This window comes from Pseudarthrobacter sp. 10T415 (assembly GCF_056394175.1).
This window is the reverse complement of the sequence record NZ_JBFTHJ010000002.1, coordinates 198,188-218,058: the sequence shown is the minus strand read 5'-3', so window position 1 is coordinate 218,058 and position 19,871 is coordinate 198,188. Positions and strand designations below refer to the sequence as shown.

Annotated in this window: 15 protein-coding genes; 9 read left to right on the top strand and 6 right to left on the bottom strand. The window is 62.8% G+C overall.

Going from position 1 to position 19,871, the window contains the following annotated elements; all coding sequences use genetic code 11:
• Positions 1-15: 15 nt before the first annotated feature.
• Complete coding sequence (locus tag AC1DBN_RS03835) at positions 16-1,488, top strand: sensor histidine kinase (protein WP_091721433.1); 1,473 nt, start codon at positions 16-18, stop codon at positions 1,486-1,488.
• A gap of 135 nt (positions 1,489-1,623) precedes the next feature.
• Here the strand turns inward: AC1DBN_RS03835 and AC1DBN_RS03830 are convergent, their stop codons facing one another.
• Positions 1,624-1,872, bottom strand: a complete 249-nt coding sequence (locus tag AC1DBN_RS03830) for a WhiB family transcriptional regulator (RefSeq protein ID WP_015937605.1) — start codon at positions 1,870-1,872, stop codon at positions 1,624-1,626.
• Between the two features lie 321 nt (positions 1,873-2,193).
• Between AC1DBN_RS03830 and AC1DBN_RS03825 the strand changes: the two genes are divergently transcribed.
• A complete protein-coding gene (locus AC1DBN_RS03825; protein WP_091724039.1) occupies positions 2,194-2,592 on the top strand; it encodes a hypothetical protein in 399 nt (132 codons plus the stop codon).
• A gap of 85 nt (positions 2,593-2,677) precedes the next feature.
• Here the strand turns inward: AC1DBN_RS03825 and AC1DBN_RS03820 are convergent, their stop codons facing one another.
• On the bottom strand, positions 2,678-6,706 hold the full coding sequence (locus AC1DBN_RS03820) for an FtsK/SpoIIIE domain-containing protein (RefSeq protein WP_477722584.1): 4,029 nt from the start codon (positions 6,704-6,706) through the stop codon (positions 2,678-2,680).
• 182 nt (positions 6,707-6,888) lie between these two features.
• Between AC1DBN_RS03820 and AC1DBN_RS03815 the strand changes: the two genes are divergently transcribed.
• The 6 genes from AC1DBN_RS03815 to AC1DBN_RS03790 all read left to right on the top strand — a co-directional run bounded on the left by AC1DBN_RS03815 (position 6,889) and on the right by AC1DBN_RS03790 (position 14,537).
• Positions 6,889-7,473: an acyltransferase gene (locus AC1DBN_RS03815; protein WP_091721426.1), complete on the top strand. Its 585-nt coding sequence runs from the start codon at positions 6,889-6,891 to the stop codon at positions 7,471-7,473.
• 121 nt (positions 7,474-7,594) lie between these two features.
• Positions 7,595-8,782, top strand: a complete 1,188-nt coding sequence (glf, locus tag AC1DBN_RS03810; protein WP_091724038.1) for a UDP-galactopyranose mutase — start codon at positions 7,595-7,597, stop codon at positions 8,780-8,782.
• Positions 8,779-10,803 carry a glycosyltransferase gene (locus tag AC1DBN_RS03805; protein ID WP_091721424.1) on the top strand — a complete coding sequence of 675 codons (2,025 nt, stop codon included), beginning with the start codon at positions 8,779-8,781 and terminating at the stop codon, positions 10,801-10,803. The genes glf and AC1DBN_RS03805 overlap by 4 nt, the downstream gene beginning before the upstream one ends.
• Complete coding sequence (locus AC1DBN_RS03800) at positions 10,800-11,681, top strand: ABC transporter permease (protein WP_056085018.1); 882 nt, start codon at positions 10,800-10,802, stop codon at positions 11,679-11,681. The genes AC1DBN_RS03805 and AC1DBN_RS03800 overlap by 4 nt, the downstream gene beginning before the upstream one ends.
• A complete protein-coding gene (locus tag AC1DBN_RS03795) occupies positions 11,682-12,407 on the top strand; it encodes an ABC transporter ATP-binding protein (protein WP_045729775.1) in 726 nt (241 codons plus the stop codon). It abuts the gene before it with no gap.
• Positions 12,408-12,521: 114 nt separating this feature from the next.
• A complete protein-coding gene (locus AC1DBN_RS03790; RefSeq protein WP_477722583.1) occupies positions 12,522-14,537 on the top strand; it encodes a DUF6541 family protein in 2,016 nt (671 codons plus the stop codon).
• Positions 14,538-14,591: 54 nt separating this feature from the next.
• Here AC1DBN_RS03790 and AC1DBN_RS03785 read toward each other — a convergent pair whose 3' ends face one another.
• The 4 genes from AC1DBN_RS03785 to AC1DBN_RS03770 form a co-directional block, all read right to left on the bottom strand.
• Positions 14,592-15,803, bottom strand: a complete 1,212-nt coding sequence (locus AC1DBN_RS03785) for a lipopolysaccharide biosynthesis protein (protein ID WP_477722582.1) — start codon at positions 15,801-15,803, stop codon at positions 14,592-14,594.
• Between the two features lie 183 nt (positions 15,804-15,986).
• Entirely contained in the window at positions 15,987-17,045 is a 1,059-nt protein-coding gene (locus tag AC1DBN_RS03780; RefSeq protein WP_091721416.1) for a glycosyltransferase, read from the bottom strand.
• The gene (locus AC1DBN_RS03775) at positions 17,042-17,749 is read right to left on the bottom strand and encodes a glycosyltransferase (protein WP_091724036.1); all 708 of its coding nucleotides are present in this window, start codon (positions 17,747-17,749) and stop codon (positions 17,042-17,044) included. Before AC1DBN_RS03775 ends, AC1DBN_RS03780 begins: the two co-directional genes overlap by 4 nt.
• A 32-nt stretch (positions 17,750-17,781) precedes the next feature.
• Positions 17,782-18,711, bottom strand: a complete 930-nt coding sequence (locus AC1DBN_RS03770) for a glycosyltransferase (RefSeq protein ID WP_091721414.1) — start codon at positions 18,709-18,711, stop codon at positions 17,782-17,784.
• A gap of 240 nt (positions 18,712-18,951) precedes the next feature.
• Between AC1DBN_RS03770 and AC1DBN_RS03765 the strand changes: the two genes are divergently transcribed.
• Entirely contained in the window at positions 18,952-19,833 is an 882-nt protein-coding gene (locus AC1DBN_RS03765; RefSeq protein WP_091721411.1) for a glycosyltransferase family 2 protein, read from the top strand.
• Positions 19,834-19,871 lie beyond the last annotated feature (38 nt).

Here is a 19,871-nt window from a genome sequence, read left to right as displayed (position 1 = left end):
GCAACTGGAGGTGCAGTGGCAATCTTTACCGACCCCATCAGGGAACACGCCGATTTTGGCCCAGGTGATGCCGAATGGCTTCACCTGCTGGTGGGGGACTGGCAGATGGTTGCTGACCTGGCCTTCGCCGACCTCGCACTGTGGTTCCCGCATCCCGAATACGGGTATGTGGCGCTGGCGCACGTCCGGCCGTCCACAACGCACACCGTGTTTCACGGGGACTTCGTCGGCGAAGGCATCCGCTCCGACCTTCGGCCCCTGGTGGACAAGGCCTGGAACAGCAGGGCCATCGAGCGCTCCAGCGAGACAAACTGGAGCAGCGACATGGCCCTGCGGGTCGAGGCTGTTCCCATGGTTCGGAATGGACGGACCCTGGCCGTTGTCACTACCCACATGGACCTGTCCAGCTCACGGATGCCGTCCCGGCTAGAGCTGACGTACCGTCAGTGCGCCTATGACCTGTTAAGGATGGGGACGCTTGGCCTGTGGCCCGACTTCGCTTCACCAACGGGGTCGCGCCGCGGCGCACCGCGGGTAGGGGACGGATTGATCAGGCTCGACGCCGACGGTGTGGTGCAGTACGCCAGCCCCAACGGCGTTTCTGCCTTCCGCCGGCTGGGTGATGGTGAATCGCTGGAGGGCCGTTCCTTGGCGGAAGTAACCGCCAGCCTCCTCAAGGACCGCCGGATGGTCGATGAAACCTTGCCCCTGGTTGTTACCGGCCGGATGCCGTGGCGCAGTGAAATCGAGTCCCGCGGCGTCAGCCTGTCCCTTCGGGCGATTCCCCTTCGCGACGAACAGCAACGGTTCGGAGCCCTGGTGCTGTGCCGCGATGTGTCGGAGCTCAGGCGGCGGGAAATGGAGCTGGTCACCAAGGACGCCACCATCCGCGAGATCCACCACCGGGTGAAGAACAACCTGCAAACCGTTGCCGCCCTGCTGCGGATGCAGTCGCGCCGGATGGTCAGCGAGGAAGCCAAACAGGGCCTGGAGCAGGCGATGCGCCGGGTTGCGACGATCGCCCTGGTCCACGAAACCTTGTCCCAGGGCCTGACCCAGAGCGTCGATTTCGATGAGCTGATCGGACGGCAGTTCAGGCTGTCCGCGGAGGTCGCCTCGCCGTCCCAGCAGGTGAAGACGGAGCGTTCGGGTACCTTTGGCGAGCTTCCCAGCGATCTGGCCACCCCGCTCGCGCTGGTGATCAACGAATTGGTCACCAATGCTGTGGAACATGGCCTTGAGGGGCGGGCAGGGACTGTGTGGCTCATTGCCGACCGTGCCGAGGGCGAAGATGGTGACGACGAAGAGCTCACCGTGACCATCGCCGATGATGGCGTGGGACTACCGGATACTCCGCACGTCGAGGGTCTTGGCCTTCAGATCGTGCGGACCCTGGTGACCAGCGAGCTTGGCGGAACCATCCAGTGGCTGCCCCGCGAAGGCGGCGGCACAGCGGTCCGCATCCGCCTCAGCCTCTTGGGCAGGTAGCCGGACGCCGCCTGCTGTCCGGCGGCGTCCCCTGGCATTGAATGGAGAGAGCCCCGGCGGCAACCTGATCGGTTGCTGCCGGGGCTCTTTCTACTTGGCGGATATCCTTCCGCTGTATGTCGGGGGGGCTGCCGCTTATGAAGCGCGGCGTGCCCGGGCTGCCCGGCGCTTAAGGGCGCGGCGCTCGTCTTCGCTCATGCCGCCCCAAACGCCGGCATCCTGGCCGGACTCAAGTGCCCACTGGAGGCAGGTATCGACTACCGGGCACCGGCGGCAGACACTTTTGGCTTCCTCAATCTGCAGGAGAGCCGGCCCTGTGTTCCCGACGGGGAAGAAGAGTTCCGGGTCCTTTTCGAGGCACGCTGCGCGGTTACGCCAATCCATGCTGATTAGTTGCTCCATTTCTGGGAATCGCCCTTTGTGAAATTATTCACTAGTAGCTACAAAGGAAAAGGGCCCGGCGGGGCCCCCTTGGTCATCTCCATCAAGCCTGTCATGTTAACGCTGTGTAAACAAGGGGTAATAACGCTTGATATCCCGGGAATGCTGAGCGATACATCACACTGCTGGCACTGGCCCTCACCAGTCTCCGACTATGTCGGGTAGGGTGCCAGTGTGTCAAGACCCCCTTCCAACCCCGCAGATTCCTCGCCTCCTCCGGGGGGAACCCACCCTGGCCAGGACGGTGCCGTTCCATCAGTGAAAGTGCGGCCTCCCCGCGCCGCTGTCCTTATTGCCGTGGTGGTTGCGGTTGAGGCGACGGCCCTCCTGGCGGCAGCTGCCTGGTACGCATTCGAGTTGGTATCGGGGAGCCCTGTCCTGTCGTTCTGGGGTGCGGTGTTTACCCTCGGGCTTTTGCTCGCCTTTTCGGCGTGGTTGTTCGCGGTCGGTCATTTCCTGTACCGCGGGTTCCGGTGGACCCGTGCGGCGGCCCTGGTAGCCCAACTGTTCGTTCTGACGATCGGTTTCCCCACCCTGACCAGCGGACTGATCCTGGCTGGATTGGCGATGGTCGTTCCTGCGGTGGCAGCCCTTGTGCTCCTGTTCCATAGCAGCGTTATCGCCTACGCTTCCCGGACCGGAGGAGCGCCGCCGGCCTTATAGCCCGCCTACGCTTCCCGGACCGGAGGAGCGCCGCCGGCCTTATAGCCCGCCTACGCTTCCCGGACCGGAGGAGCGCCGCCGGCCTTTAGCCCGCCTTGCGGCCTCCGGCGACCCCTCCCGGCGGCGCCCACGCGACCTGGAGGGCGGCCGACCCTCCTCCGGAAATCAGCACTGCCCTGCCCGGCGGAGCAGTGGGCTCCGCTTCGAAGCGGACGCCGAAGAGGTCCCCGTCCGCCATGGAGCGCGGCGCGAGCAGCATTCCGGTGCCGTGAGCCCTGGACGCCATAACAAGGGGGAGGCGTTGCAGCAGCAGGGGATTGTAGTTTGCTGTCAACAGGACGTTATGGCCCCGTGACTGGAGTTCCGCCAGTGCGGTCAGGGCGTCGGCAGACAGTTGGTCGGCGTCGTCGGCGATGAGGATCCGGCGCCCGGCCGCGGCCCGGGACGCGGGGTCCAAGCGCAGTGATGTCCAAAACCTGTCCGGCTCTACGGTGTCCGGCGGATGCACCCAGCAGGCTTCCGGGTTCAGGATCCTCAGCGCGCGGAGGCTGTTGGTTTTACCACCGCCGGGGCGGCCAAGGATGGTGAAAACGCCGCCGGCGGGTAAGTTCAGGCGGACCGGGGAGAGTTCGTCCCCACCCACGCCGATCAGAAGTCCGGGCGGGGTGGACCGGGCGGCGGCCACGGATGAGAACGGGCTCGCCGCAGACTCCTGAACGTCCGTCGCTGAGATAAGCGGGGGCAATGACTCAATCCGGAAGGGCGGGACTTCAGGCGTGGAGTTCAGCTCCATGTCCGGGTCCCGTTGCCACTGGTCCGCTATGGCGAGGTCGTAGACCTGGCAGACCGCGGGCTCGCTTCCGGCGACTGGTCCGAAGGCCACCGCCCGCCCTTTTACCTTTTCCGTGGAAGGCATCCTGGGCCACGCGAGCCTGCTGTCCTCGTTGGAGGCTGCGGGGAAGTACAGCCGGTTGGGCAGGGAACCGCCAAAGCGGGCGGTGGCCAGTTCCCGTTCCCCGGATATCGCGACAGTTATCCCGGCGCGCTGACCGTCCCGGACCAGGTCCTGTACCACGTCCTCAGCCCACGCAAGCGGTCCGGACCTGAAGGCAGACATCCACGATCCCCATCCGGAGATGACCAGCACCAACGGAGTAGCCCCTTCATCAGGGCGGCTGAGGCGGTGCCCAAGCTCGAGGGCCAGCCGCTCCAATATCCGGACCGCGCGGCGGAGTTCGTGGATTCCGGCATGGGCACCCGTCCTTCTATGGCCGGCGGCATGCTGGAGTCCGCCAGGGGCGTCGAGGAAGTAGCAGTGTGACTCACGCGGGTGCGCCAGAAGGCGACGGACTGCGAGGTCCAGGGCTTCAACGGCGCCGGAGGAGGCAGAGCCAACAAGTGCCAGGTGGCCGTGCCGGGATGGTTCCCAGGTCAGGGGAAGGACGCATTGGGCATGGGGCAGGTCGAGGGCGCCCAGCTCAACAGACCAATCCGGCCGCGATCCGGTTGGCGGCTGGCCGCTTGCCTGCGCCGGTGCCGAAACAGGGTCTCGGAGATCATGCGGGAGGGGAGGCGCTACTGGGTGCCGGGGCAGGGACCGGCCCCGTGATGTCCAAAGCCTGCGGACCATTTCAACATAGGGCCGCGCGGCCTGCGCTGGGGTTGGCGTTTGGCATCCGGGAGCAGCTCCTTCTTCCGCCCTCAGGAAGTCGAAGGTGCGCTGAACGTGAAGGGCATCGATCCGGGTTTCACTGCCGGAAAGGTTCAGTGTTGCCGCTTGGAATTCCTGGGCAGGCTCCGTTCCCCGTGCAAGGAATGCGCGTCCTGGGCAGTCCACTCCGATGCCCGCCGCAGCTTTGGTGCCGATAATGTCATGGGATTCCATGTCGGACTGGACCCGCAGGGCAATGCTGGATGTCACGTTGGCCCTGATATCGGCTGTCAGTGCTCCCTGCGGCCGCTGCGTGGCCATCACCAGATGGATGCCCAGGGACCGTCCGATGGCGGCAATGCGCATCAGCTCCCGCAGGACGTCCGGGGCGTCATCCACGAGCATCCTGAACTCATCAATGATGATGACCAGATGGGGGAGCGCAGGGCCGGCCGCATCCTGCGTGGATTGGTAGGAGGCCAGATCCGGCACGTTGGCCGCGGCGAGGGCCTCCTCACGGAGCCGGATCTCAGCCCGCAGTGAGGCAAGCGTGCGGTCAAGCTCACTGGCGGACAAGTCAGTCAGCAGCCCGACACAGTGCACGAGGTCGGCCAGCGGCCCGAGTCCGGAGCCACCCTTGAAGTCGACGAACAGGAAGTTCACCAGTTCTGGCGGATGATTTAGTGCCAGCGCAATAACGAGGGTTCGCAGCAACTCCGACTTCCCCGAACCGGTGGTCCCCGCCACCAGGAGATGAGGCCCGTCTCCGTCAAGGTCCCAGGACCTGACGCCTCCGGCGCTGAGCCCCAACGGAACTGCCAGCCCGGTGGTCTGCGCACCCTTCTCCCACCGGGCAGCCGTTGCGTCCGCCGATAAGGGCATGACGTCCGCGAGGGCGCACGTATCCGGGATGCAGTCTTCCCGCGCCCTGCCATCCGCTCCGGCTGCAAGGTTTCGGCAGAACGCGTCAAAGACCTTCGCAGGGGCCAGATCGGAAACGAATTTCGTGTGGGTTTCCGGGCAAAGGAGGGACGATTCCGGTTCGGACAGTTCCACATCCGCGGTACTGGCTGGCTCTGCCGGGGTGGTGAACCTGAGCACCTGCCATCCGAGCTGGACGCCAGTCGCGGCAAGGGTGTTGTCCGTTTCCCGGCAATCGGACGGGCCGGCCAGAATGAGGACTCCATGCGGGCAACCCCCTAATAACTTCTCCGACAGATGCCGTCGGCATGACTCCCCGGTTGCCGTCAGGACGACTCGCGGAAGGAACCTTGCAGCGAGGGGCAGGACTTCGGGCCGGCCGTGGATGACCACCCTGGTCTCACGGCCCCTGGGATAACCGGCCAGTTGCATGACCAGCGCCCTAATCATGGCATCCAGCGCCGGGCGTGCTCCTTGAAACACTGTTTCCGGCCGGGACGGGTCGAGGAGGAGTGGCACTGCACCCGCGGACGGCAGGTCCCGGACGGCGCGGGCATGCTGGACGCTGATATTCGCGGGCTGGACGCCGAGGCCGAGTCGAAGCCAGATCCTCCCTTCGCCGGCGCCTGTTCCGTTGGATCCAAGGCGCGGCGTACTCAAGGCGAGTGTGGCCAGGGATGGCCCGGCCCGCCGTCGTCGTTGTCTGTCTTCCTGGACAGCACCAGCGACTGCGGCTGCGGTTTCCCGCCGTTGCCTTCGCCCTGTTAGCAGCGGAATCAGCATCGAGACGGCTGAGGCGCCGGCGAACGCCAGGAACATCCACATTCCCGTAAAGACGGCCAACCCGACCCCGATGGCCAGGGGGAGCGTTGCGGTCAGTACGAGGACTGCGCGGTTTCCATGATCAGTGCCGGCGGTAACGGGGATGGGGTCCGCCACCGAAGCGCCCGCGTCCGCCAGGGGCGCCGGCGGGCCGTCCGTGAAGATCAGGGACATGGCCGACGTTCCGCACCGGATGTCGGATGCCGTGGACACCGCCGCATTCCGGACTCTCCGGCCATCCACCCATGTTCCGTTGGAGCTGTCCAGGTCTTCGATGAAGATGCCCGTGTCCGTGACGGTCAGTTTTGCGTGCTCCCGCGACATTTCGGCGTCGTCAATGGATATCCGTGCGCCGCTCCTGCCAATCGTGAAGGTCCCGCGGGCGAGGGCTACAACGGTGCCGGCTCCCGAGCCGCTGTGGACAGCCAACGCCAGTCCAGCTTCCGCCTCGTCTGCAATCCGGGGCAGCTGCTTCCGGAGCGGCGGCCTGGCATCTCCGGCATCGACGAGTACCGCGCCGGCGACTAGGGGAGCCGTGCCAACGTTGAGCGAGCCCAGGCGTATTCCCCGGACGGTAACCTCCCCTGTGCCGAACTTGCGGGCAAGAAGGTGGTGGATTTCCGTCCCGGCCGTTCCGGCGGGAGCCTCGATGGTCAGCTCCAGGGGCTCGTTGCCCGAACCAGGGCCGGCTGCTCTTACCAACGTGCAGTGGAGTGTCATGTGGTGGATTCCTTTGAACGTTGTTTCCAAGCTAAGGGCCGGGCTCCGAACGGGCAGGCCCGTACCGGGGCTATGTGGAAAACCTCGAATTGTTCCGCAGGTACTGCCTTGCTGATCCTTCGCTGGGCTAGGATCGCCCACACGGACCTCCACCGGCGGTCCTGCGGCCACGAAGGAGACCTGTGAGCACCATTGCTGCCAGTGCCGATGTTTCCCCCGATTCCGTCATCGGGTCCGGTTCGAAAGTGTGGCACCTTGCCCAGATCCGGGAATCGGCGCGGCTGGGGAGTAACTGTGTGATTGGACGCGGGGCCTATATAGGTCCGGGAGTGGTCCTGGGGGACAACTGCAAGGTGCAGAACTACGCCCTTGTCTATGAGCCCGCCGTCCTTGCCCCGGGCGTCTTCATCGGACCCGCCGTTGTACTCACCAATGACGTCTTCCCCCGGGCGGTCACGCCCGACGGGGGCCTGAAGGCGGAGGGGGACTGGGACAAGGTAGGGGTAACCATCCGGGAAGGTGCCGCCATTGGAGCGCGGGCCGTGTGCATTGCGCCCGTAACGATCGGTGCTTGGGCCACCGTTGCTGCGGGCGCCGTCGTCACCAAGGATGTGCCGGACTTCGCCCTTGTCGCGGGGGTGCCTGCCCGCCGCGTTGGATGGGTTGGCCGTGCCGGGCACCCGTTAAAGCAGGAGGGAACCTTTTGGGTCTGTCCGCAGACCGGGGCCAATTATGTGGAAACAGACGGGGAGCTGCGCGAGGTATGACCCGCATCCCTGGCCGAGCCGGTAAGGGAGGCGATTCGACTGGCGCCGCAGTCACTCGGGTAGGCTAGAGCAGCAGACAATGCTCAACATTGCGCTGCCCGCATTCGAACCAGGAGATTTTGTGACCGCTGACCTCGTCATCGTAGGGTCCGGCTTTTTTGGCCTGACAATCGCAGAACAGGCCGCCACTGAGCTCGGCTTGAAGGTCGTTGTCCTCGACCGTCGCCACCACATCGGCGGAAACGCCTACAGCGAAAAGGAAGAGCAGACAGGTATCGAGGTGCACCGCTACGGTGCCCACCTGTTCCACACCTCAAACGAACGCGTGTGGGAGTACGTCAACCGGTTCACCAGCTTCACCAACTACGTGCATAAGGTTTACGGCGTTCACAAGGGTGAGGTTTACTCCCTCCCCATCAACCTCGCCACCATCAACCAGTTCTTCCGGGCAAACCTCACTCCGGGCCAGGCCAAGGACCTGATCCAGGAGCAGGCCGGAGAGCTTGCAGGCACCGACCCGCAGAACCTTAACGACAAGGGAATCCAGCTGATCGGGCGTCCCCTGTACGAAGCTTTCATCAAGCACTACACGGGCAAGCAGTGGCAGACGGACCCGAAGGACCTTCCCGCCGGGATCATCTCGCGGCTGCCGGTCCGCTACAACTACGACAACCGGTACTTCAACGACAAGTACGAGGGCCTGCCCACCAATGGCTACACGGCCTGGATCGAAAAGATGGCGGAGCACCCGAACATCGAGGTCCGCCTGAACACTGACTTCTTTGACGAGTCGCACGAATACAGCAAGAACAAGGTTGTCGGCAATATTCCGGTCGTATACACGGGTCCCGTTGACCGCTACTTCGATTACGCCGAGGGTGACCTCTCCTGGCGCACGATTGATTTCGAAGAGGAAGTCCTCGATGTCGGCGACTTCCAGGGTACGTCCGTGGTCAACTACAACGACGAAGACGTGGCTTACACCCGCGTTATCGAACCCCGGCACTTCCACCCCGAGCGGGAATACCAGACGGAAAAGACCATCATCATGCGCGAGTTCTCGCGCTTTGCGGAGAAGGGCGACGAGCCCTACTACCCGATCAACACATCGGCAGACCGCGACCGGCTGCTCAAGTACCGCGATCTTGCGGCCGGTGAGAAGGACGTCCTCTTCGGTGGCCGCCTGGGCACCTACAAGTACCTTGACATGCACATGGCCATCGGTTCTGCCCTGACCATGTTCGACAACAAGATCCGTCCTCACTTCGAGGCGGGAGCCGACATCGAAAGCGGAGGAGTCGACGCATGAGCGTCCCCACCGATACCAAGAACCAGAACAAGGCCGAGGGCGGAGCGGTGGAAACCGGCCAGCAGTGGCAGACGCTGCAGCGCGTCATCCTCCCCAGCGCCAGCCAGATGGATACTGTTCCCCTCTACATGGACATGGGCACTGCCACAGGGATCCAGTTGCCGACAGCCGGCGACAGGGACGGGAAAACCCCCAAGGCCCGGACTATCAGCAGCCCCACCAAGGAAGCCCACGTGGAGGATTTCCTCTCGCGGCACTCGACTTCCGTACGGTCTGGCGAACGGGTGTCCTTCGGCAGCTACTTCAATGCCTTTCCTGCAAGCTACTGGCGGCGCTGGACCACCGTGGACAAGGTCCGGCTGCAGGTCCGCACGCAGGGTGCTGGTTCTGTCATCGTGTACAAGTCGAACGCCCGCGGCTCCCTGCAGCGCGTAGACACGCGCCGCGTTGAGGGTACTGCCGAGAACTTCTTCGAGCTGTCGCTGGCACCTTTCGGTGACGGCGGTTGGTATTGGTTCGACCTGTTGGCCGGAACCGAGCCACTGGTGATGCTCGATGCGGAATGGCAGGGCCCTGCCGTTGAGAGCAGCCCCGGCTCTGTGACCCTCCAGATCACCACCCTGAACAAGACCGACTTCTGCCTCAATAACCTTCGGCTCCTGGCCGAAAGCAAAGAGGCTCTCGACCACGTACAGGAAATCCTGATTGTGGACCAGGGGACGCAGAAGCTCGCCGATGCGGATGGCTTTGAGGACATCAAAAAGATGCTCAACGGCAAGTTGCGCATCATTAACCAGTCCAACCTCGGCGGGTCGGGCGGATTCGCCCGTGGCATGTTTGAGGCCGTTGAAAACGGCAGCGACTATGCACTGCTCATGGACGACGACGTCGTCGTGGAGCCGGAAAGCATCATCCGGCTGCTGACCTTCGCGGATCGCTGCAAGACGCCAACGCTGGTGGGCGGGCACATGTTCGACCTCTACAACCGGACGGTGCTGCACACCTTTGGAGAGGTGGTTAACCCCTACCGCTTCCAGCCGTCCCTGCCCAGCGACGAAATGATCCTGGGTCACGACTTCCAGTCCTCCAACCTTCGTCAGACGTCCTGGTTGCACCGCCGCTGCGATGTTGACTACAACGGGTGGTGGATGTGCCTGATACCCACGCAGGTAATCCGGGAAATCGGGCTCTCCCTTCCTTTGTTCATCAAATGGGACGACTCGGAGTACGGGCTGCGTGCGAAGGCCCACGGTTACTCCACTGTCTCTCTTCCGGGATCGGCCGTGTGGCATGTCTCCTGGATTGACAAGGACGACCTCGTCGGTTGGCAGGCGTACTTCCACGCCCGGAACCGCGTAGTGGCCGCCCTGCTCCACAGCCCTTACGAGTTCGGCGGGCGCGTGATCAAGGAATCGCAGTATGCCGATGTCAAACACCTTGTTTCCATGCAGTACGCCACCGCGCAGGGCCGCCAGTGGGCGCTCGAAGACGTCCTGAAGGGACCCGAAGCCCTGCCTGACCTTCTGCCGGCCAAGCTGCCCCAGATCCGCGAAATGATGTCCGCGCACCCCGACGCCGTCTTCAAACCGAATCCTGAAGACTTCCCGGCGGCCAAGATGGACAAGCCGCCGCGCCGAGGACACGGGCCGGCCCAACCGTCAAAGATTTCCCTGCTTCCCTGGGCAGCAAAAACCGTCGTCCGCCAGCTGGCGAGCCCGGTGAAGGGAACCAGCACTGAACGCCCGCAAACGACCATTGCCCACCAGGACAACCGGTGGTGGCGCATGGCGCAGTACGACAGTGCAGTTGTCTCGAACGCCGAGGGGACCGGTGCGTCCTGGTACCAGCGGGACCCCAAGCAACTGAGGAAGATGCTGGCGGAGAGTGCGCGCCTGCACACCGCGCTGCTCAAGGAATGGCCCGCGCTCAGCAGGAAGTACAAGGCAGCTGTCGCAGACCTGACGTCGATGGAGTCGTGGAGGAAGACGTTCGAGCAACACACGCAGAACGAAATCAAGTGAGTGCATCTTCTCCGGCTGAACTGACAAGTCCAGGGCTTGGGGGTGGACTGCGGGACATCCGGCAGTCGGGATTCCTCCTCAAGCTGTTGGTCCGCAAGGAACTCAAGGTCCGCTACCGAGGGTCCGTTCTCGGACTGCTGTGGTCCTACGTAAAACCCGGCGTTCAGTTCGTCGTCTTCTACGTTGCCCTTGGTGTATTCCTGGGGCTGGAGCGCAGCGCCAGGAACCCCGAGGGTCTTCCGAACTATGCGGTCTACCTCTTCTCGGGGATCGTTCTGATCAACTTCTTCTCCGAGGCGCTGGGAAACGCGTCCCGTTCAATTGTGAACAACGGAAACCTGATCAAGAAGATCTACCTGCCCCGTGAGCTCTTCCCGGTTGCCTCTGTGTGGGTGTCCGCGGTTCACTTTTTCCCCCAGTTGGTGGTCCTTGTGGCCGGCTGCCTGCTGGCAGGATGGCACCCGAGTGTGTTCCAGCTCCTGGCAGCTGTGGCGGGTTTCGTGATCGTGGGCCTGCTGGCCACCGGCCTTGGCCTGCTTTTCGGATCTGCCAACGTGTACTTCCGGGATTCGGAGAACCTGGTGGACATGCTCCTGATGGTTGCAACCTGGGCTTCGCCGGTGATGTATGCGTGGTCGATGGTGGAAGCGAAACTCGGTTCAACGTGGTTTGCCATCTACCAGGCGAACCCCATCACCATTGGTGTGGAACTGTTCCATTACGCGTTCTGGTTCCCCACCACAGATGGCACCACCGCTATGCCACCAAATCTCTTCACCCTGTGGACACCGCTGGGCCTGGTTATCGCCTTGGCCATTGTCATTTTGGGTCAGTTCACCTTCCGGCGGCTCGAGGGCCGCTTCGCTCAGGAGCTGTGAGTGGTCAACGCAATTGAAGTTTCAGACATCAGCAAGCAGTTCGTCCTCCGCCACACGCGCTCCATCAAGGAGGCAGTTGTTTGGTTGGTCAAGGGCCGGAAAGGCGATCTGTCCGAGAAGTTCCACGCGCTGAAGAACGTCTCTGTCGACGTCAAAACGGGGGAGACCGTGGCGCTGTTGGGCCTCAATGGTTCCGGCAAATCGACGTTGCTGAAGCACATCTCCGGAGTGATGCTGCCGGATTCGGGAACCGTAAGGACCAGGGGGCGGGTGGCGGGCCTCATCGAAGTGGGGGCCGGATTCCATCCCGACCTGTCCGGCCGGGACAACGTCTTCCTCAACGGCGCCATCCTGGGAATGACCGAGCAACAGGTCAAGGACCGATTCGACGACATTGTCGAATTTTCCGAGATCGGGCAATTCATTGATACCGAGGTCAAGTTCTACTCATCAGGAATGTATTTGCGGCTCGCATTTTCCGTTGCCGTCCATACTGATCCCGAAGTGTTCCTGATCGATGAGATCCTTGCCGTGGGCGACGAGCCTTTCCAGCGAAAGTGCATCGACAAGATCCAGGAACTCGCCCGCGACGGGAAGACGCTTGTGGTGGTGAGTCACGACCTGGACCTGGTCTCCCGCATCTGCGACCGGGGAATCCTCCTGGAGCACGGTAACGTGAAATTCGACGGACCAATCCACGAGGCAGTCTCGATTCTGCGGGCCTGACAGTTAGCTGCGCGAGGACGTTCGCTTCGGGGCGGATGATGGTCCCTTATCGTCAAAGTTTTGTGGCACGGCGTGCCGCTCTGGCCGCTGTGCCACTGAATTTTCGGAGGATTCTTGTCCTGGTTTGATACAGTCCCTCAGTTTGTCCTGGCAGCGGCATTGCTGTTTGTTCCGGGACTCGCCGTGGGTGCGGCAGCCAGGCTGAGGGGATTCCGTATCTTCGCCTTGGCACCCGGAATCAGCGTCTCAATCGTGGCCATTGCTGCGATCGTGGCTCCGTTCGCGGGAGTCCGGTGGTCGCTGCCGCCAGTCCTTGTTATCACTGCGATTTTGGCCGGACTCGCCTTTGTGGCGTCGGTTGTGGTGGCGAAGAAAGGCACGGCAGTTCAGCCGCATGACGGCGGCAATCGGCGTTGGGTCCTGGGCTCCATCGTGTTGGCGGTTGTCATGGCAGCCTTTTTGGTTGCGCGCCGGCTTGTGGAAGCGATCGGCCACCCGGAGTCATTTTCCCAGACATTTGACAATGTCTTTCATCTGAACGCGATCCGGTACATCCTCGACACCGGCTCAGGCTCATCCCTGACGCTCAATGAGATGACCGGTGCGGCCTCCTACCCCGCGGCATGGCATGACCTTGTTTCATTGCTGGTCAGCGTTGGCGGCGGCGGAATACCGGTCTCGGTCAATGTGATCAACATTGTCGTAGCCGCCGTTGTCTGGCCCCTGGGCTGCCTGTATCTCGCACGTACTGTCTGGGGAAAGCGCCCCGCGGTCATCCTGTCCGCCGGTGTCCTGTCCGCCGGTTTTGGCGCCTTTCCCATTTCACTGCTGGATTTTGGGGTGCTGTACCCGAATTTCCTTGCCGTTGCCCTCCTGCCCCTGGTTCTGGCTGTCTCGCTTGAGGTACTCGGATTGTCCGCGGTGCCGATCCATTCCAGGATCATCGGAGCACTCTTCCTCCTCGCAGTACTCCCGGGCGTCGCCCTCGCCCACCCCAGCGCCGCCATGGCCTGGATTGCCCTGATGACTCCGCCTGCGGTTTTCGTCTATGTGCGCTTCCTGGTGCGGACATGGACTTCGGCGCGCGGGCGAACCCGATGGACGGCCACGGCGGCCCTGATGGCGATGGGCGTGATCGCCGTCGTCGTTGTGCGCATCCTCTGGGACCTCGTCCGGCCACCGGCGGAGGCTGCCTTCTGGCCGCCCGTTGAGAGCAGCGGCCAGGCCATAGGAGAAGTCATCGCCAGCTCCGCGATTGGCCGCCCCGTGGCGTGGGCCGTCATGGCGCTGACCCTTGTTGGCATCTTCGTGGTAATCAGGTCCGGCCGGCATCTGTGGTGGTTGGGAACCTATGCCGTGGCGGCGTTCCTCTTTGTTGTGGTCAGTTCTTTCCCTGCTGACAACTTCAGGGCCTACTGGACGGGAATCTGGTACAACGATCCTCCCCGGCTTGCCGCTCTCCTGCCGTTGGTCACGATTCCCCTTGCCACCCGTGGTGCTGTTTGCGCTTGGGAGCTCATGCTTCGGGGCGTCACCCGCAGCGCGGGGATTGTGAAGCGGAAGACTGCAGCGGAACGGGGCAAGCCCTTCGAAAAGGGCGCCCGTGTACCGCAGGCAACCTACATGGTGGTTGCCGGCCTGATTGCCGTCCTGGCGCTGGGTGTGCTCACCCAGCGTGGAAGCGTGCGCCAGGCGCAGGACTCCATGGCCGGTTCATACAGGCTTTCTGCTGACTCACCCCTGATCTCCAGTGATGAGCTGGAGCTGATTGACCGCCTTTCGGAGGAAGTGCCGGAGGACGCCGTCATGGTGGGGAACCCCTGGAACGGCAGTTCCCTGGCTTATGCCCTGGCAGACCGGAAGCTCATCCAGCTGCACATCCTTAGCGCCGTTCCTGACGGAACGGGAGCGCTCCTCAACGGGCCAACCCCGTCCAAAGACGATCCCGCGGTTTGCCCTGCGGTCCAAAAGCTGAACATCGACTACATACTGGACTTCGGCCACCGTGAAGTGCACGGCCGGGACAGCGGTTACAAGGGGCTGGACAGCCTCATTGCCGCAGGCATGGCCACACTTGAAGATTCGGAAGGCGACGCAAAGCTTTACAAGCTCCAGCTTTGCGGCAACTGAGCGAGGGACCCGCCAGCGCCACATACCGTGGCGTTGACGGAAACTGGTACTGGGCTACGCCTTTTTCAGCAGGCGTAGCCCAGGCACCAGCAGGCCCAGGAAAAGTATGGCCTCGCTGAGGGCCATTGCCAGCGCGATGCCATCGGCCCATCCTCGGCTCGCAGCAAGAAACATGAGGGTAATTCCGATGACGGCCGAGATCAGCGTCCAAACAAGGATGAGACGCTGGCGGCCCTGCGGGAGCAGGAGGTTACGGATGAACGGAGTGCTGGCGGAGATGAAAAGGAATGACAGGCCGTAGAGAGCGCATGTCGCTTGGCCGGCCTTGTTGACGGATCCAAGGATAATCTCTGTAGCCAGCGGTCCCAGGATCGCCAGGAAGGCAGCTCCCGCCAGCCCCAGTGCAAGGTGGGACACAATGGCGGCGGTGTGGCGCTTCTTCGGACTGGCCTCCTGCGGCTCCAAAGTCCAGCCTTGGAACGTATTGCCCAAAGCCATCACGGAGAAGAGACCGAAACGGTAGACCGTGTCCGCGGAACTGAATCCAGCCATAACGGTATTGGGAACAAGGGCCTGGCCTATGGGGACAGGTGTTGCTGCGTAAGTTGTGCCGGACAGGCTGATGGCGGCCGGCCCGAAGTGTTGGCGCAAGTAGCGCCAAGTTCCGCCCCAGGACGTGAAGGTTTTACCCCGTTCCGGGACTACGATGCGTTGGAATATGGCCAGGCTTACGCCAACGGCAGCGAGCAGGATGACTCCGTACAGCCAAATATGAGTCGTCAGCAAGATCACGGGGACGGCAACAATTGTGGCCGCCACCCGGGGAAGCGCGTCGAACGTTGCCAGAAGGGCAGGCTTTCCTGCGCCGATGCAATACCAGGCCGGGGATAGTCCAGCAACAGCGGTGGTCATGGACATCGCTGCGCCATCCAGCCGGTGGTCAGGGGCTGCCAACTGCCAGGCCAGTATGAACACAAACGGGAAAACCAACGCCGACAGGACCAGCCTGGTTCTGATGCTTTGCCGGTAAACCTCGGCACGGTGCTGCTGGGAAGGGTTCTGGGCTATCTCTACTGGGCCGAGGGTGTTCCAACTCCACGCGATGACTGCACCGCCAAAGGCCCCAATGGCCTGCCCGGATGCGACGGTAGACCAGCCGCCCTCCCCGGCAACGCGCGCCACTATGGGAACAAGAAGGAACGGGGTCAGTATCGACACCAGGGGCAACCCTGTAAAGCCGGCCAATCTTAACAACACAGCTTTCATGCTCTAAGTGCTTCCTTCTGTTGGTATTGCCGGCTGGCCGTGGGGCAGCTCCGTCCGGTCTTGTTAGAGCCGTTTGCTGCGCGTCCCAGGGCCGCGTGCGTGGATGTTTGACGATCCCGAGCCAGATCGTGGCGGAGCGCCGCCTCAGGTCTCTACCGCCGGTGCTCTGGGAGCGACACTGGGTTACCGTGGATTGCTGATCCCGCTGTGCCGGTTCCATGGGAGCACGACGCCGAGGTAAATCTCCGCAGCCCGGATGGGAGCGACGTTCTTGCGCCGCACCCCGTCCCTCAGGGACCTGAACAGGCGCCAGGCCCGGGGCCGTGCATACAAGTTCAGGGCATCCTGCAATTCCGGGTTCGTGGAGGAGCCGGCCTGCGCGGAGCGTGCCAACAGAGTCCTCGCCATGAGCGTCCGCCATCCGAGCCCGGTCTTATAGATGATGCTGCAGATACTCCGCGGTGAGGTGCTTCCTTCGTACCGCTTCACGAAACGGAGCGTGTTCCGTATGGAAGTGGGCAGGCTTTGCCGCGATTCGCCCACCACGTTGCCGCCGTGCTGGATGTAATCCTGCAACACCTCGTCAAGGATGCTGATGCCTCCGGAGGCGAGGGCGCACAGCGCAAGCCAGTGGTCGTGATATTGGGACGGCGCTGCCAGCGACGGGAAGGGGATAGCTGTCTCAAGCAATTCGCGCCGGAATACGCACAGGGATCCGGTGACCTGGTTAGTGGCGATGAGGTCCGCAGCCCCGACATTTCTCCTATCGGTGAGCCTCCCCCTTGCGGGGTCCGAGTCGGTTGCGGAGATTTCCGGCGACACCACCCGTGCCTGCCCTGTAACCAGGGCGGCACCGTCAAGGCGGGGGAGAAGCGCCTCCAGTTTCCCGGGATACCAGTAGTCGTCCTGGTCGCTGAGGGCAACCCAGCGGGCCTCTTCCGGAACGGCTTTGAGGGCCCGCTCGAAATTGTGGTGGAACCCAAGCCGGCTGCTGTATCCGAGAACCTGGAAGCGGTCATCCCCGCCACAGATCTGCCGGACCATATCCGCAACCTGCTGGTAGTCGCCGTCCACCGAGATGAGACAGACGAAATGCGTGTGGGTCTGTGCCTGGATTGACAGGAGTTGGCGCGCAAACATGGGATGGTCCGGCTTGTAGGCGGCCAAGGCCACCGCGCCGAAGGTTCCGGCGTAGGTACCCGCCCCGGATGGGTGCGGTGCAGGGGTCCCTTGCGATGTCATCGAGTTCCCGGCTTCCGCACCAGGGCCACGAAAATGGCGCGAAGGAGCATGATCCTTGCCCGCAGGATCACTGCGACCGGACGGCGGGATTTGGGGGTCGTATTCTCGTCGTGCAGCCTCCGGGCAACGGTGGGGGCTGCCACGTGGACCATGCTCCGGTTGAGGTTGGCGACGATAGCGATCCATTGATCGTGGGTTTCGGTGAGGAACTCCGGGAAGGGGAGGATCTGTTTCTTGGCTGCCGCCCGGAATGCCATGGTGCACCCGTAGTAGGGGCGGATGCCTATCCACGTGGTGACCAGGTTGGCCACCCACCTACCGCTGTCCGATTCCTTGAGCTGAACTTTGTGATATCTGTTGGCCGGGCCCCCGAACACGGTGAAATTACTCGCGGCGAAGTCCTTGGTCTGCAGGGCGTCCACTAGCTTCTCGACGCGTCCGGGAAGCCAGATGTCGTCCTGGTCCGACAGCATGATGTACTCGCCCCTGCTGGCAGAGACTGCCTTTTCGAAACTGGCAACATAACCCTTGTTTTCCGCGCTTGGCAGGAGAACTATGCGCGGGTCCTCAATGCGACGGACGACGTCGAGCGTGGAGTCCTTTGACGCATCGTCCACGACGATGAGCTCGTCCTCCGGTGACAGCTGCGAAAGGATGGATTGAATCTGTTCTGCAACGTACTCCTGGCCGTTGTACGTTGCCATGCACACGGATACCCGCACAGCGCCGGCCCCGCTCACGCGCTGATCTTCCGCTGGAAAGACGGATCGATCTTGCCGAGCCGTCCCAGCCAGCCATCCACGAAGCCGCGGGCGAACGCCCGGTACTGCCCCTTCCGATTGGCGCCGTACAGCATCCTGAAAACGTCACTTTCCACTTGGAAGCGGAGCCTGCGGAGCAGCCAGATCGGGAATCTGGCGCCGTACTGCCGCCAGAGGTGGATGTTGTTCCGGGTCATGTAGTACACCCGGAAAGCGGCATGTGAATGTACGTGGCGCTTTCGGCCCAAAACGCTGACATGCCATCCGAAAAGCATCATTGGCTGTGCCTGGCCGAGGGCATGGGTCATGTTGCACCCCTTGCCCACAAGGGTGGCCAGGCCGTGGGACCTGACACGGAGGTTGAATTCAGAATCGACGCAGTCAATGAACAACCTGCCGTCGAGCATTCCAGCTGTTTTGAGCGTGGATACCGGGATGACGGCGCCCGACTGCAGGGGGTCAAAGGCTTCGGGAAACCGTGCCCTCTTGGCCAGCAGCGGAACGTGGAGGCCGTTGTGCGACTGGGCACTGACCAGGCCGACGTCGACCCCGTTGGCACTTGCCTCCGCGTACGTGGCCAACGCGGCAGCGATGTATCCATCATCAAGCGCGGAGTCCTGGTCAAGCGTGACGAGGAAATCCGGAGACCACGCCTTGAGCGCTTCATCGATTCCTGCGTTGAGTGCTGCCGCAATTCCCACGTTCTCGGGCATGCGCAGCACGGTGCATCCCAGGGCTTCCAGACCCTTCAGCACGCTGCTCGTTTGCTGGGGGTCGGAACCGTCGTCTACAACAACTGTGTGGACGACTTGCTGGTTGAGTTTTTCGACCCTCTCGGGAAGGTCCTGGGGAGGGTGGAAGGCCGAGATAACAGCCACCACCCGCGGGTCACTCTGGTGCGTCACGTCTTATAGTTCCTTCTCGCTTACCCAAATAGACCGTTCCAATGCGTCAGGGAACTGTCAGACAGCAGGCTTCAGTCTATCGTCGGGGCGGAGGGGCCTCCATTTGCCCAGGGTCAGGGGCCGGGACAGGCAGCTGGAAGCCGCCCGCACAGGCCGACACGGTAGCATTGACCGGGGTGCTCATCTCCGGGCAAACAGATCCAACCCTGTGAATCTTCAAGAAAAGGACCTACCTGGCACATGGCCATTGATGTATTGCTTCCGTACTACGGCGACGTCGACCTGATGAAACTTGCGGCGCAAAGCGTCATGAGCCAGCAGTTCGAGGATTGGCGCCTCATCGTGGTCGACGACGGTTACCCCAGCCCGGAACCCCAGCGTTGGTTCGAATCCATGTCTGACCCGCGGGTCAGCTACCAGAAGAACGAAGAGAACCTCGGCGCCAACGGCAACTACCGCAAGGCGCTGGAACTGGCCGAAGCTCCCATTGTTGTGGTCATGGGTGCCGACGACATCATGCTGCCGAACTACCTCGACGTCGTGTCCAGGGCGTTCGAAGCCTACCCCGAGGCCAGTGTTGTCCAGCCCGGCGTTCAGGTTATCGATGAGCAAGGGCGTGCATGCTCCCCGCTGGTGGACATCGTCAAGAAGGTATACGCACCCTCCACCAAGTCCACAGTCCTGCTGCAGGGCGAAAAGATGGCCACCAGCCTTGTCCGGGCCGACTGGGCGTACTTCCCGTCCCTGGCATGGCGCACGGATGTTATCCGCCGTATCGGCTTCACGGAGGGTTTGCACGTGGTGCAGGACCTTGCGCTGCTGTTGGATATTGCAGCCGAAGGCGGTGCCATGGTGGTTGACCCGACGCTCGCGTTCCTCTACCGCCGGCACTCGGCATCGGACTCGTCGGTCAAGGCACTTGACGGGCGCCGGTTCGATGAAGAGCGCGCGTACTTCGAAGGACAGGCACGGCGTTTCCGGGAACTTGGCTGGAACGGGACGGCGCGCGCTGCGGCCTTCCACACGACGTCGCGGTTGAACGCAGCCACCTTGGTTGCCCGCTCACTGATGATCGGGAAAACCGATTCGCTGCCCAGGCTGCTGAAGCACGTGGTTTCCTAGCGGACTGAATAAAAAGGTGGCTGCCCCCAGATCCTGGG